At 72.1% G+C, this 13,301-nt stretch carries 8 protein-coding genes, 4 pseudogenes and 1 riboswitch; of the genes and pseudogenes, 6 read left to right on the forward strand and 6 right to left on the reverse strand.

The window, feature by feature from the left end:
• Together JM949_RS15320 and JM949_RS15325 are read left to right on the forward strand one after the other, a co-directional pair.
• Window positions 1-1,234, forward strand: a pseudogene (locus JM949_RS15320) (hypothetical protein); the annotation flags it as partial.
• A gap of 100 nt (window positions 1,235-1,334) precedes the next feature.
• A pseudogene (locus JM949_RS15325) lies at window positions 1,335-2,863 on the forward strand (Na+/H+ antiporter).
• Between the two features lie 17 nt (window positions 2,864-2,880).
• Here the strand turns inward: JM949_RS15325 and JM949_RS15330 are convergent.
• The 4 genes and pseudogenes from JM949_RS15330 to JM949_RS15345 form a co-directional block, all read right to left on the reverse strand.
• Window positions 2,881-3,623: pseudogene (locus JM949_RS15330) on the reverse strand (amino acid ABC transporter ATP-binding protein).
• A gap of 148 nt (window positions 3,624-3,771) precedes the next feature.
• A pseudogene (locus JM949_RS15335) lies at window positions 3,772-4,404 on the reverse strand (amino acid ABC transporter permease); the annotation flags it as partial.
• 39 nt (window positions 4,405-4,443) lie between these two features.
• Window positions 4,444-5,352: an ABC transporter substrate-binding protein gene (locus JM949_RS15340; RefSeq protein WP_203149151.1), complete on the reverse strand. Its 909-nt coding sequence runs from the start codon at window positions 5,350-5,352 to the stop codon at window positions 4,444-4,446.
• A gap of 273 nt (window positions 5,353-5,625) precedes the next feature.
• Window positions 5,626-5,737: riboswitch (SAM riboswitch) on the reverse strand.
• Between the two features lie 86 nt (window positions 5,738-5,823).
• Entirely contained in the window at window positions 5,824-7,782 is a 1,959-nt protein-coding gene (locus JM949_RS15345) for an amino acid transporter (protein WP_203149152.1), read from the reverse strand.
• Between the two features lie 154 nt (window positions 7,783-7,936).
• On the opposite strand from JM949_RS15345, the gene corA reads away from it, so the two are divergent.
• Window positions 7,937-9,067 carry a magnesium/cobalt transporter CorA gene (corA, locus tag JM949_RS15350; protein ID WP_203149153.1) on the forward strand — a complete coding sequence of 377 codons (1,131 nt, stop codon included), beginning with the start codon at window positions 7,937-7,939 and terminating at the stop codon, window positions 9,065-9,067.
• 16 nt (window positions 9,068-9,083) lie between these two features.
• On the opposite strand, the gene JM949_RS15355 is transcribed toward corA, so the two are convergent.
• Window positions 9,084-9,269, reverse strand: coding sequence for a hypothetical protein (locus JM949_RS15355; RefSeq protein ID WP_203149154.1), 186 nt, complete (start codon window positions 9,267-9,269; stop codon window positions 9,084-9,086).
• 232 nt (window positions 9,270-9,501) lie between these two features.
• Window positions 9,502-10,017: a 2'-5' RNA ligase family protein gene (locus JM949_RS15360; protein ID WP_203149155.1), complete on the reverse strand. Its 516-nt coding sequence runs from the start codon at window positions 10,015-10,017 to the stop codon at window positions 9,502-9,504.
• A 78-nt stretch (window positions 10,018-10,095) separates the two neighbouring features.
• Between JM949_RS15360 and JM949_RS15365 the strand changes: the two genes are divergently transcribed.
• From JM949_RS15365 to JM949_RS15375, 3 genes are all read left to right on the forward strand, one after another.
• Window positions 10,096-10,605 (forward strand): mycothiol transferase, encoded by a 510-nt coding sequence (locus tag JM949_RS15365; protein WP_203149156.1) that lies wholly within the window; start codon window positions 10,096-10,098, stop codon window positions 10,603-10,605.
• A gap of 111 nt (window positions 10,606-10,716) precedes the next feature.
• Window positions 10,717-11,196 carry an SCP2 sterol-binding domain-containing protein gene (locus JM949_RS15370; RefSeq protein ID WP_203149157.1) on the forward strand — a complete coding sequence of 160 codons (480 nt, stop codon included), beginning with the start codon at window positions 10,717-10,719 and terminating at the stop codon, window positions 11,194-11,196.
• Window positions 11,193-13,256: an amylo-alpha-1,6-glucosidase gene (locus JM949_RS15375; RefSeq protein WP_203149158.1), complete on the forward strand. Its 2,064-nt coding sequence runs from the start codon at window positions 11,193-11,195 to the stop codon at window positions 13,254-13,256. Before JM949_RS15370 ends, JM949_RS15375 begins: the two co-directional genes overlap by 4 nt.
• Window positions 13,257-13,301 lie beyond the last annotated feature (45 nt).

The following is a 13,301-nucleotide window of genomic DNA, read 5'->3' on the forward strand; positions in this document are numbered from 1 at the left end:
GCTGCTCGGTCTGGGGCGCGCGCTGGCCGTGACGGGTCGGCTGGCCGAGGCGCGGCGGCGGCGCGCCGAGGCGATCACCGCGGCCGAGTCCGTCGGCGACGCCCGGCTGATCGGGGAGGTGCTGGCGGGCTTCGACGTGCCGGCCAGCTGGCCGCGCAACGACGACGAGTCGCTCTCCGCGCACATCGTCCGCGCCGCCGAGCACGCCCTGACGGCTCTCGGCCGGAGCGACCCGGCGCAGCGTAGCCGGCTGCTGAGCACCCTCGCGTTGGAGTTGCGCGGCAGCACCACCGATCGGGGCCGGCGCGCGGCGGAGGAAGCCGAGACGATCGCCCGGAGTCTCGACGACCCCGGGCTGGTGGCCTTCGCGCTCAACGCCCGCTTCATGCACGCCTTCGACCGCGTCGGGCTGGCCGGTGCCCGGGCCCGGATCGGCGCCGACCTGGTCGACCTGGCCGCCCGGCACCAGCTGGCGACGTTCGAGGTGCTCGGTCACCTCGTGCTGGTCCAGGCCAACTGCGCGCTGGCCGACCGGCCCGGCGCCGACGCGCACGCGCGCGCCGCCGACCGCCTGGCGCACCGGTACGAGCTGCCGTTGGTCGGTGTCTTCACCCGCTGGTACGCCGCGCTACGCCTGGCGCTGGACGGCGACTCGGCCGCGGCGGCGGACGCGTACCGGGCGGCCGACGGTCAGCTCGGTGCCGAGGGCATGCCGGGGCTGACCCGGGGGCTGCTTCCGCTCGCGCTGATCGGGCTGTGGCTGGCCGACACCATCGGCGGTGACCGGCCGATCCCCGGACCGGCGGCGGTGGACTGGGCGGATCTGGACTGGGGGCCGCACGAGCCGTGGGTCCGGCCGCTGCTGCTGCTCGCCGCCGGTGACCCCGACGCCGCCGCAGCCGCCCTGCGGACTGTCCCCGAAGGCCCGCACGACCTGCTGCGCGAGGTCCGGCTCTGCCTCGTCGGCCGCGCCGCGTGGGCGCTCGACGACCGGGCCACCATGGCCCGGGTCCAGGCCGAGCTGCTGCCGGCCGTCGACGAGATGGCCGCGGCAGCGGGGTGCTCACCGCCGGTCCGGTGGCCGGGCACCTCGCCGACCTGGCCGGTGCGCTCGGCCGTGCCGAGGAGTCCACCCGGCACCGCCGTACGGCCCGGGCGGTCACCGCCCGCGCCGTCGCCACCTGACCGTCGCCGCACGACTTGCCGATTTCCGCCGGAACCGGCGGGCGGGTGAGGTCAGATGGAAGCACCGGCGCGTCCGCCGTCGGCCACGGTGCGAGGGGGTACGCGTGGAGGTGCTCGTCCTGATCGTGGTGCTGGGCGCCACCGTCCTGGTGGGCACCACTCTCGGCGGTCGGTACCGGGTCGCCCCGCCGGTCCTGCTCATCGCCTTCGGGGTGCTGCTCGGGCTGGTGCCGCCGCTGTCCGGGATCACGCTGGAACCGGAGCTGGTCCTGCTGATCTTCCTGCCCGCGATCCTGTACCGGGAGAGCCTCACCATCAGCCTGCGCGAGATCCGGGCCAACCTTCCGGTGATCGGGCTGCTCGCCGTGGTGCTGGTGGTGCTCACCATGGTCACGGTCTCGTTCACCGCCCAGGCGTTCGGGGTGAACCCCGCGGCGGCCTGGGTGCTCGGCGCGGTGCTCGCGCGACCGACGCCGCGGCGGTCACCGGGCTGGCCAAGCGGCTGCCCCGCAAGCTCCTCACCACGCTGCACGCGGAGAGCCTGATCAACGACGGCACCGCGCTGGTGATCTTCGCGGTGGCCGTGGGACTGCTCACCCACAGCGCGGACCCGGGCGCGCTGCGCATCGGCGAGGAGTTCGTCGGGGCCAGCGCCGGCGGTGTGCTCGCCGGTCTGCTGGTCGGGGCCCTTGTGGTGCTGATCCGCAAGCGGCTGGACGATCCGCTGCGCGAGGGCGGCCTCAGCGTGCTCACCCCCTTCGCGGCGTTCCTGCTCGCGGACGCGGTGCACGCCAGCGGGGTACTGGCGGTGGTGGTCGCCGGTCTGGTGCTCTCCTACGCCGGCCCACGGGTGATTCGGGCCCGGTCCCGGGTGCTGGCGTACGCGTTCTGGGACCTGTCCACCTTCCTGATCAACGGCGGCTTGTTCGTCCTGCTCGGCACGCAGATCCCCCGGGCGGTACGGAACATCACCAGCACCTCGCCGCGGCGGGCGCTGCTCATCGTTCTGGTGGTCACGCTCGTCGTCATCTGCACCCGGCTGTTCTTCGTCTACCTGACCTCGCAGGTCGCCAGGCTGCGGCGACGCCGGATCATGGACCCCGGCCAGGGCCCGTCGGGGTGGCGGGTGGGAACCGTCGCCGGCTGGTCCGGTTTCCGGGGGGCGGTGTCGCTCGCCGCGGCCCTGGCCGTCCCGACGATGGCGGTGGACGGTCGACCGGTGATCGAGCGTGATCTGATCATTTTCGTCACCGCGCTGGTGATCGTGCTCATCATGCTGCTCCAGGGCACCACCCTGCCGGTGGTGGTGCGCTGGGCGAGGCTGAGCGGCGACCCCGAACGCGTCGACGAGGCCCGGCATGCCCGGCGGCGGGCCGCCGAGGCGGGCCTGGCCGCCCTGCCCCAGGTCGCCACCGAGGTCGGCGCGCAGGAGGAGACGGTCCATCGGCTCCGGGCCGAGTACCAGCGGCATCTGGCGGACCTCGACGAGAGCGGGGGGAGCACCGGCGAGGAGCGCCGCCTGGAACGCCAGTTGCGCCTGCGCGTCCTCGCCCACAAGCGCCGGGAGGTGACCCGGCTGCGCGACAACCGGGAGATCGACGACCTCGTGCTCCAGGAACTCCAGGCCGCGCTGGACAACGAGGAGATCCGACTACTGGGACGTGGTCCCAACGAGTGACCTGCGCCGGGCGTGGCTCAGAGCACCTGGTCGAGGAACCGGCGCAGTCGGGGATGCTCGGCCCGCTCGAAGATCAGCTCGGGTGGGCCGGCCTCCAGCACCACCCCCCGGTCCATGAAGGCGACGGTGTCGGCGACCTGCCGGGCGAACCCCATCTCGTGGGTGACCACCAGCATGGTCATCCCCGCGGCGGACAGCTCGGCCATCACCGTGAGCACGCCCTTGACCAGCTCCGGGTCGAGCGCCGAGGTGGCCTCGTCGAAGAGCATCACCTCGGGCCGCAGCGCGAGCGCCCGGGCGATCGCCACCCGCTGCTGCTGACCGCCGGAGAGCTGCGCCGGCCGGGAGTCCGCCTTGCCGGCCAGCCCCACCAGCTCCAGGTGGCGCGGGCGACAGCGTCCGCCTCGTCCTCGCCGAGCCCGCGCAGCCGGCGCAGCGCGAGGGTGACGTTGCGCAGCACGCTCATGTGCGGGAAGAGGTTGAACTGCTGGAAGACCATGCCCACCCGCTGCCGCAGGGCGTCCGGGTCGTCGCCCAGTACGCTGCGCCCGTCCAGCAGCACGTCGCCCCGGTCCGGCTCGATCAGCCGGTTGATGGTGCGCAGCAGGGTGGACTTGCCGGACCCGGACGGGCCGATCACGCAGGCCGTCGCGCCCCGGGGCACGGTGAGGTCGACGCCGCGCAGCACCCGGTTCGGTCCGAAGGCGAGGTGCACGTCGCGTACGTCGAGGCTGACCGAGGTGGTCGGGTCGGTGCTCATCGCCGGTTTCCTTCCGTCGTGGCGGGCGGCGCCGACGCGAGGTCGTCGTCAGCGTCCTCGTCCGTCGGCGCGGTCGCGGCCGGCCGTTGCGCAGCCGACTGTCGATCCAGTTGACGACGTGCGTCAGCGGAACGGTCAGCGCCAGATAGAAGAGCCCCGCCAGCAGCAGCGCCGACTCGTTGCCGGTGGTGGCCGCGTAGTCCTGCCCGATCCGGAACAGCTCCCGCTGGCTGGCCACCAGGCCGAGGAAGTAGACCAGGCTGGAGTCCTTGATCAGCGCGATGAGCTGGTTCACCCAGGCCGGCAGCACCCGCCGGATGCCCTGCGGAATGATCACCAGCCGCATCGCGTCGGCCCAGGAGAAACCGAGCGCGCGGGCGCCCTCCAACTGGGCCGCCTCCACCGACTGGATGCCGGCGCGGAAGATCTCCCCGAGGTACGCGGCGGCGATGAGCGACAGCGCCAGGATGCCCAACGGGTAGGGGTCCGGCCCCCACACCCGCATGCCCAGCGGGGCCAGCCCGACGCCGATCAGCAGGATCGTCGCGGCCGCCGGCAGCCCTCGGAACACGTCGGTGTAGACCCGCGCCGGCCAGCGCAACCACCGGCTGCGGGAGATCCCGGCGACGGCCAACAGCAGGCCCAGCACCGAGCCGAGCAGGGCGGCGGAGACCGCCAGGATCAGCGTGTTGGGCAACCCGACGGTCAGCATCTCGGGCAGCGCCTCGCGCATCGCGTCGGCGTCGAAGAACGTCTCCCACAGGGTGCTCAACGGATCCATCGGTCGCCTCTCCTACCGCCCCGCTCGCTCGTCACCGGTTCAGGACGCGGTCGACGCGGACGCCGACGGCCCCGTTGGCGCAGCCGACGCCGACGGCGCACCCGACGCGGACGGGACCGGCGCGGCTCCGCTGCCCGGCGTGAAGTCCGCCGGAATCGGCCGGCCCGGGTAGTACTGCGCCTGCAACCGGCTCCAGGTGCCGTCCGCGATGACCTCGTCGAGGCCCTTGTTCAGCGCCTCGCGCAGCTTGTCGCCGCCCTTGGCGACGGCGTACGCGGTCGGTGCCGGGCTGAGCTGCTTGGCCGCCACGGTGATCTTGCCGTTGCTGTCGGCGGCCGACTTCTCGCCGATCTCGGCCGGGGCGATCCACGCGTCGGCGGTGCCCGCCCTGAGCTGGTTGATCGCGCCGTTGTAGTCCGGCACCCGCACCGGGTTGAGCTGCTTGCCGGTGGCGTAGTCGTCCTGGACGGTGCCCTGCACCACCACGACCCGCTTGCCGGCGAGCTGGTCGAAGCTGGTGATCGGGGAACCGGCCGGCACGTCCAGTCCGAAGTAGCCGAAGTCGTAGCCGTTGCCGAAGTCGACGGTCTTCTTGCGCGCCTCGGTGATGGTGATCGAGGAGCTGCCGACGTCGAACTTGTGGTTGTTGACCTGGGAGAGCAGCGCGGAGAAGTCGGTGCCGACGAACTCGACAGTGAGGCCGAGTTTGCCGGCCACGGCGGTCAGCAGGTCGTTGTCGAAGCCGGTGAACCTGCCGTCCTTGAGGTACACGTTCGGCGGGGCGTCGGTGAGCGTGCCGGCGCGCAGCACGCCCGGCTGCCCCAGCCCGTACAAGTTGGCGGTGGCGTCGGACGAACTGTCGTCGCCGCAGCCGGTGAGGGCGGTGGCGGCGAGAGTCGTGGCCGCGCCCAGGGCGGCGACGCGGGTCAGGGCAGGAAGGAATCGCACGGGTGCCTCCGAAGGGTGGTATCCGGGGGCGCACGGGGCGTGCGCCATCGACGGCGCGCCCGATGGGCGTGCCGCTGGAAGGGGTTCGAGAAGGGGTGCGCTAGTGCGTGCTGCCGCGACGACAGGCGGCGCTGCACATTCGCATCATGTCCACGTGCCGCCGCCGGGTCAGTGCCGGCTCGGGCCGACCAGCGCGGACAGCCGCGACGTCGGTCGGTGGGGCGGTGCTGAGGATACGCATGGTTCTCCCGGGTCTGTGCTGACCTGGGTGCCAGGCCACGCTTGCACCGACGTCCTGCCGGTGCCTGGTCTTCACCCGGGGCACCCCACCGCGGAGGAGGGTTGCCGGCCAGCGAGCCGGGGCTTCGCGCTGGCACTCATGACCTGCGCCGAGGCTAGCAGCAGGAGCGGGCGGGTCGTCCAGTCGTTATGACCACGCTCACCGTCCGCGACGAGCCGCCCGCTCGCAGGTCAGCCGGCGTGCACGTGCGGTCGACGGTGCCGGTCGGGCTCCTGGCGGCGCAGGATCTCCCGGGTCACCGAGGCGATGGCGCCCTGTCCGAACGCCAGGTACCGCAGGAAGTTGCGGACCGGGCCGCCCTCGGACCACTCGAAGTAGATGTGCGGGCGCCGACGGCTGCGGTCGCGGATCTCCAGCAGCAGGGCGGCGAGCGCGGTGGGCACCGACGAGCTGGCCAGACTGAGCACCGGGAAGCGGCCGTCGACCACGCTGCCACGGACCAGCAGTCCGGTCTCGAAGTCGGACGGGTCGGTGACAGTGACCTCGACGAAGATGACGTCGCTGTCGTCAGGGAAGTCGTTGTCCGCCGTCGTCTGCGCCAGCTTGGCGCAATACTCCGCCTCGTCGTGCCGGTCGGGCTCGTGCGCGATGAGGCGGATCCTCCGCCCCGCTCGTTCGTCGATCATCCGGACCGCGGCCGGGTCCAGCTCGACGTGGTCGACGCGCAGCTCGTAGGCCCGCAGCAGCCGGGACAGCACCGACACCAGGATGATCCCGCCGATGAAACAGGCCGCGATCTTGACGCCGCTCGGGCGCTCCACCACGTTCGCCAGCGCGGTGTAGACGAAGATCACCGTGATGATCCCGAACGCGATGGTGCGGCCCCGCTGACGCTGCCGGAGCGCCGCGAGCGTCACCGCCGTCGCGGCCGAGGTGATCAACACCAACACCCCGGTGGCGTACGCGCCGCCCTGCGCGTCCACGCTGGCCTCGAAGACGATCGTGATCAGGAACGCCACGGCGGTGAAGACCAGCACCAGCGGCCGGACGGCTCGCGCCCAGGCCGGCGCCATGCCGTAGCGCGGCAGGTAGCGCGGCACGAGATTGAGCAGACCAGCCATCGCCGATGCCCCCGCGAACCAGAGGATTCCGATGGTGGACAGGTCGTAGACGGTGCCGAACACCTCGCCGAGATGGGCGTGCGCCAGGTAGGCCAGCGCCCGCCCGTTCGCCGGCCCACCCGGCTGGAACGCCGCCGGCGGAATGAGCACGGTGGTCGTCACGCTGCTGGTGATCAGGAAGACGCTCATGATCAGCGCTGCGGTGGTGAGCAGTCGGCGCGCGCCACGGATCCGGCCCAGCGGACGTGCCTCCGAGTCCTGCGGGTCGCCCCGTACGCTCGGCATGACCGCCACCCCGGTCTCGAAGCCGGACAGACCCAACGCCAGCTTCGGAAAGACCAGCAGCGACAGCCCGACCACCAGCCACGGATCGCCGTGCCCGGTGGTGAGCATGGTGGTCCAGTCGCCGACCGCGCTCGGGTGCGTCGCCACCCGCCACAGCGCGTCGGCCACCACCACCGCGTTCAGCGTCAGGTAGATCGCTACCAGGACGACGGCGATCCCGATCGCCTCGGTGAATCCCTTGAGGAACACCGCGCCCAGCAGCGCCACGAGCAGCAGCGTGACCAGCACCTCGTGCCCCTTGAGCCCGCTCGGCCAGAACGGGTTCTCGTCGATGTGCGCCGTCGCGTCGGCGGCCGAGAGGGTGATGGTGATGATGAAGTCGGTGGCCACGAAGCCGAGCAGCACCAGCACCAGCAGCTTGCCCGGCCAGTAGCTCAGCAGGCGTACCAGCATCGCGATGGAGCCCTCACCGTGCGGGCTCTCCACCGCCACCCGCCGGTAGACCGGCAGCGCCCCCAGCAGGGTCACCAGCACCAGCACCAGGGTCGCCACCGGCGAGAGCGCCCCGGCGGCCAGCGCCGCGATGCCCGGCTGGTAACCCAACGTGGAGAAGTAGTCGACACCGGTCAGGCACATCACCTTCCACCACGGGTGGTGCCGGTGCTCCGGCGGACGGCCGTGCGGCCCCGGGTGCTGCACGGCCTGGTCCGAGCCGGCGTCGAGCAACCACCCCCGCAACCGGCCGGCGCGTTTGTCGACCTCCACCGGCGCGTCCCCCGTCATCCCGCCCACGGTCACAGTGAGTATCCGCCCGTCGAGCCGTCCCCGTCCGCCGGTGCACGGAACCCAGCCGACGCCACGGTGGGTTTCGGTCCCGGGACACTGGGGAAGCAGCGCCCCGGGCTGGACCGGACGGCACCGGGGGAGGGGACAGGGCATGGTCGGCGGCCGTCGCTTCCGCCCGGGTGGTGGCTTCGGTCGCCAGCTCGACGAGTACGAAACCAGTGTCGGCGTGCCGCCGTCGACCGAGTCGCCCGCCGCCCCCCACGGCGGTCTGGTGGACAGCGCGGTCTACCTCCGAGGGCACCGGTTCGCCTCGCCGGCCGGCCTCGCCGAGACGTACCGCTGCCTGCAGGAGCAGGACGGCGCGATGGCCTGGATCGGGTTGTACCGGCCGGGCATCGACCAGATCACCTCGTTGGCCCGGGAGTTTCGGCTACACGACCTGGCGGTCGAGGACGCGATCAACGCCCACCAGCGGCCCAAGCTGGAACGGTACGGGCACACCCTGTTCGTGGTGCTCCGCGCCGCCCGCTACGACGACCTTCGGGAGGAGGTCGAGTTCTCCGAGCTGCACCTGTTCATCGGGCCGGGCTTCGTGGTCACCGTCCGGCACGGTGAGGCGCCGGATCTGGCCGCCGTGCGACGGCGGATGGAGACCGAGGCCCAGGTGCTCGCCCGGGGCCCGGAGGCGGTCCTGTACGCGATCCTCGACCAGGTCGTCGACGGGTACGCGCCGGTGGTGGCGGGGCTGGAGAACGACATCGACGAGATCGAGACCCAGGTGTTCGGCGGCGACCCGAACGCCAGCCGGCGCATCTACGGCCTCAGTCGGGAGGTCATCCAGTTCCAGCGGGCCGCCCGCCCCCTGCTCAGCGTGCTCGACGCGTTGGCCGGCGGCGCGGGCAGCGCCAGCGGGGACGAGGAACTGCGCCGCTACCTGCGCGACGTGACCGACCACCTGACCCAGGTGGTCGAGCGGGTGGACGGCTTCCGGCACCTGTTGCAGAACATCCTCACCGTCAACGCCACCCTCGTCTCGCAGCAGCAGAACGAGGAGATGCGCAGCCTCACCGCGGCCAGCTACGCGCAGAACGAGGAGCTGAAGAAGGTCTCGTCCTGGGCGGCGATCCTCTTCGCGCCCACGCTCATCGGCACGGTGTACGGGATGAACTTCGTACACATGCCGGAGCTGCGCTGGCGCTTCGGCTATCTGTTCGCGTTGCTGCTGATGCTGTTGGTCTGCGGCAGCCTCTATGTGATCTTCAAGCGACGCGGTTGGCTCTGAGTCGCGCCGCCGGGAGTCACTCTATGCCGCGCAGGATGTGCCGTTCGTCCTCGACGTCGTCGTCGCCGGCGCTGATCCGGCCGAGCAGCACGGCGGCCGCCCAGATCGTCAGTGGCGTGGCTGCCCCGGTCATGCCGCCGCCGGTCCGGTCGTCCCGGGTCTGCCGCCGCTCTGTACGCGGCGGCCTGCGCTGAGCCTGCATGGGCCCTGCCTCTCCTCGTCGACGCCGCCGTGGGCGGCGCGGCGTGAACCCGCGCCACCGGCCGGGCGAACCGCGGGTGGGCGACTCGCCATTGGTACGGCAGCCACTCGAACCATCCCACGCCCGGCCAGATTCGCACCCCTGGTTTTCAAGTTTCCGACTCCCGCCCGCCAAACCGGACATTCCGCCTCGATGTGCGCGGACCGTTCGGGCCGGGCCCATCGCGGCGGGCTCAGGGCAGAGGATGGGCGATGCCGCGCGCGTGGTCGGTGAGCGCCGCCCCGACCACGGTCGCGGCCAGCGGCAACACCTCCAGGCACCGGCGAACCGCGGCGGCCATCAGCGCGTTCGGCACCCGCATGGAGAGCGTGCAGTGCGGCACCCAGCGGCCCGGCTGGTAGTGCTCGGCGAGAGGGACGCCGACCGCGGTGAGCCGGTCGTGCACCAGCCGGTGGTGCGCCAGCAACTCCGGGGTGGGTGCCGGGCCGAGCCAGAGCACCCGACCGACGAACTGGCCGGCGTGCTGGAAGTCCAGCCGCAGCGGAGCGGCCACCACAGTGCCGTGCAGCGCCGCGGCGACCTGTTCCGGGTCGAAGCGGGGCGCCACCGCGAGCGAGACGTGCGGACGGTGCCGCTGCTCCAGCAGCGAGCGCATGCTCTGCACGCCCTCGGCCTCCAGGGCGTCCCAGAGCACCCGGATCCGACGGGTGGCGTCCGGGTCCAGGTACAACTCCACCGCCGCGACCATTTGATCACCGTAGCGGTCCAGGTTTGATCGCCGGCTGCCAGCGGTATCTGAGCGGAAACCGACCAGGAGGCGTGTCCCGTGGACGTGAGTGACCTGCTGACCGAGGCGTACGACCGACTGCCCGACCTGGTCCGCGCGGCGGTGGACGGCCTGGGCCCGGAGCAGCTGCGCTGGGCGCCCGAGCCGGGCATCAACTCGATCGGTTGGCTGGTCTGGCACCTCACCCGGGTGCAGGACCATCACGTCGCCGATCTGCTCGACGCCGAGCAGATCTGGGTGAGCGGCGACTGGGCGGGCCGGTTCGCCCTCACCGCCGACCCCGACAACACGGGCTACGGGCACTCGCCGGCGCAGGTCGCCCAGGTGCGGCCGGAGAGCGCGCAGGCGCTGATCGACTACTACGAGGCGGTCGCGGCGCGTACCGGAACGTTCCTGACCGGCCTGCGCCCGGCCGACCTGGACCGGGTGGTCGACGAGGGTTGGGATCCGCCGGTGACCCTCGGTGTCCGGTTGGTCAGCATCGTCGAGGACGACCTGCAACACGTGGGCCAGGCCGCCTTCGTGCGCGGTCTGCTCAAGGCCGGCTGACCACCCGGGACGACGTCATCGCGCCCCCCGGAAGGCCGCTCACCCGTTCCGGGTGACGTGCGCTCACCCCGACGCCTGTGATCCTGCGGGAAACCGTGGGGAGGGGACCTGATGGGCGTGACGGCGGAGCAGTACCTGCGAGAGCTGGACGCCGGCCGGCGCCCCGACCTGCCGGAGACCACCGCCGGGACAGTGCGGCTGGACGTCCGCGGCGACGGCTGCACCGACCACTGGTATCTGACCATCGCCGACCAGCACGTCCGGGTGGCGCGGTCGGCCGACGACGCCGAGCTGGTGATCCGTGCGGAGCGGTGGGTGTTCGACCGGATGGTCAACGGTGAGCTGCATCCGGGCGCGGCTCTGCTGCGCAACGAGCTGGCAGTGCAGGGCAACATGCGACTGCTGATGCTGCTACGGCGACTCTTCGCCAGGCCGGCCGGCGCCCGTCATCCGCGCGAACTGGGCCGAGCCGCCACGGCCGCCCGGGCCTCCGACCGGAGCGCGGCGGACGTCCAGGCATCGGAGCGGAGTGCGGCGGGCGTCCAGGCATCGGAGCGGAGCGCGGTGAGGGCTCGGGAGGAGCGGCCGTGAGGCAGGAACTGCTCCACGTGATCGCCGGCAACGTGTTCGCGATCAGCGACGCCCAGGGCGACATCGAGGCCGACGAGCGGGCCCCGGTCGGTCTCTTCGGGTACGACACCCGCTTCCTGTCGCACTGGGTGCTCAGGATCGACGGCGAACGGATCAACGCACTCTCCCGCGACGACTTGACGTACTTCGAGACCCGCTTCGTCCTGGTCCCCGGCGCGGCCAGCCACTACGTCGACGCCGACGTGTCGATCATCCGGCACCGCTCGGTCCACGACTGCCTGCACGAGAACATCCAGGTGCTCAACCACTCGTCCCAGCCCGTCGAGTTCACCGTACGGGTGGAGATGGCCAGCGACTTCACCGACATCGCCGAGATCGGACGGCTGCGCCAGCGGGCCGTCAAGGTCACCGCCGACTCGGCGAACCAGCAGCTCGTGCTCCGCTACCAGCGGCAGCGGTTCGTCCGCCAGACCACCGTGCGGAGCACGGTTCCGGTCGAGGTGGACGAGGGGGGAATGACGTTCCGGATCCGGGTCGCCCCCGAGGGGAAATGGGAGACCGACCTGCACATCGCCATGACCATGGGCGGTACGGACGGGCAGGACGTCCGCGCCTCCCTGGAGTCCCACCAGCGGGCCGTGCGTACCGGGATGCGCGAGGACCTGGCCGGCTGGATGGACCGGGCGCCGCAACTGGTGGCCGAACGCGGCGGGCTGGAAGAGATGTACCGGGGCAGCCTGGCCGACCTGGCGGCACTGCGGTACCAGCCGTTGTCGTACGACGCCCGAGTGCCGATCGCCGGTCTGCCGTGGACGATGTGGCTGTGCGGACGGCACAGCATCATCACGTCGCTGCAGACACTGGCGTTCACCCCCGAGCTGGCTCCCGCGACGCTACGGATGCTGGCCCTCATGCAGGGCAGCCAGCTCGACGACGATCTGGACGAGGAGCCGGGCAAGATCCTGGCCCACCTCCGCTACGGCGAGTCCGGGGCGTTCGGCGACCGGGGCGCGGCGCTGTACTACGGCTCGGCGGACACCACGCCGCTCTTCGTCGTCCTGCTCGACCGGTACGAGCGCTGGTCCGGTGACGCGGACCTGGTGCGCGAGCTGCGCCACCCGGCCCGGATGGCGTTGGACTGGATCGACGAGTACGGCGACCTGACCGGGGACGGCTACGTGCGCTACCAGCGCCGCAACGAGCGCAACGGCGCGATCAACCAGTGCTGGAAGGACTCCCCGGACGGGATCACCAGTGCCGACGACCGGCAACCGGCCTTTCCCCGCGCCACCTGTGAGTTGCAGGGCTACGCGTACGACGCGAAGCGGAGCGGGGCCCGGCTGGCCCGGGAGTTCTGGGGCGACCCGGCGTACGCCGACCGGCTGGAGCGGGAAGCCGAAGCGCTGAAGGACCGCTTCAACCGGGACTTCTGGCTGCCGGACCAGGAGTACTACGCGTTGGCGCTGGACCCGTACGGTGCGCCGGTCGACGCGCTGGCCTCCAACATGGGGCATCTGCTGTGGAGCGGGATCGTCCCGGACGACCGCGCGGAGGCGGTCGCCGAGCACCTGGTCGGGCCGCGGTTGTTCAGTGGTTGGGGGGTACGCACCTTCGCCGTCGGGCAGCGCGCGTACAACCCGATGGGCGCGCACCTGGGCGCGGTGTGGCCGGCGGACAACGCGCTGATCGCCGCCGGGCTGCGCCGTTACCGCTTCGACACGCAGGCGGCCACGATCGTGGCCGGCATCTTCGACCTGGCGCAGACGCTCGGTGGGGCCGTGCCGGAGGCGATCGCCGGTCACGAGCGCAGCCAGACGAAGTATCCGGTGCAGTTGCCGGGCGCCGGTCGGCCACAGGCGTGGTCGTCCGGCGCGCTGCTCATGCTGTTGTGCACCACGATGGGGTTGCAACCCACCGGCGACAACCTGCTGGTGAACCCGGCCGTGCCCGAGGGGTTCGGTCGGCTGGAGCTGCTGGACATCCCGGGCCGCTGGGGCCACTCCGACGCCTACGCCAGGGATCGGACCACCGAGGGCAGGCGCCACCCCCGGCTGCGCTGAGGTCCGCCGGGCGGGGCACGGGCGACCCGCTGCGCCGACCGTGCC

It is taken from the genome of Micromonospora tarensis (assembly GCF_016803395.1).
GTDB lineage: Bacteria > Actinomycetota > Actinomycetes > Mycobacteriales > Micromonosporaceae > Micromonospora > Micromonospora tarensis.

Bases quoted from the DNA above. Each gene is read 5' to 3' on its own strand.
- JM949_RS15345 (WP_203149152.1), bottom strand. From the start codon at position 7,782: ATGACGGGGGACGCGCCGGTGGAGGTCGACAAACGCGCCGGCCGGTTG.
- corA (WP_203149153.1), top strand. From the start codon at position 7,937: ATGGTCGGCGGCCGTCGCTTCCGCCCGGGTGGTGGCTTCGGTCGCCAG.
- JM949_RS15355 (WP_203149154.1), bottom strand. From the start codon at position 9,269: ATGCAGGCTCAGCGCAGGCCGCCGCGTACAGAGCGGCGGCAGACCCGG.
- JM949_RS15360 (WP_203149155.1), bottom strand. From the start codon at position 10,017: ATGGTCGCGGCGGTGGAGTTGTACCTGGACCCGGACGCCACCCGTCGG.
- JM949_RS15370 (WP_203149157.1), top strand. From the start codon at position 10,717: ATGGGCGTGACGGCGGAGCAGTACCTGCGAGAGCTGGACGCCGGCCGG.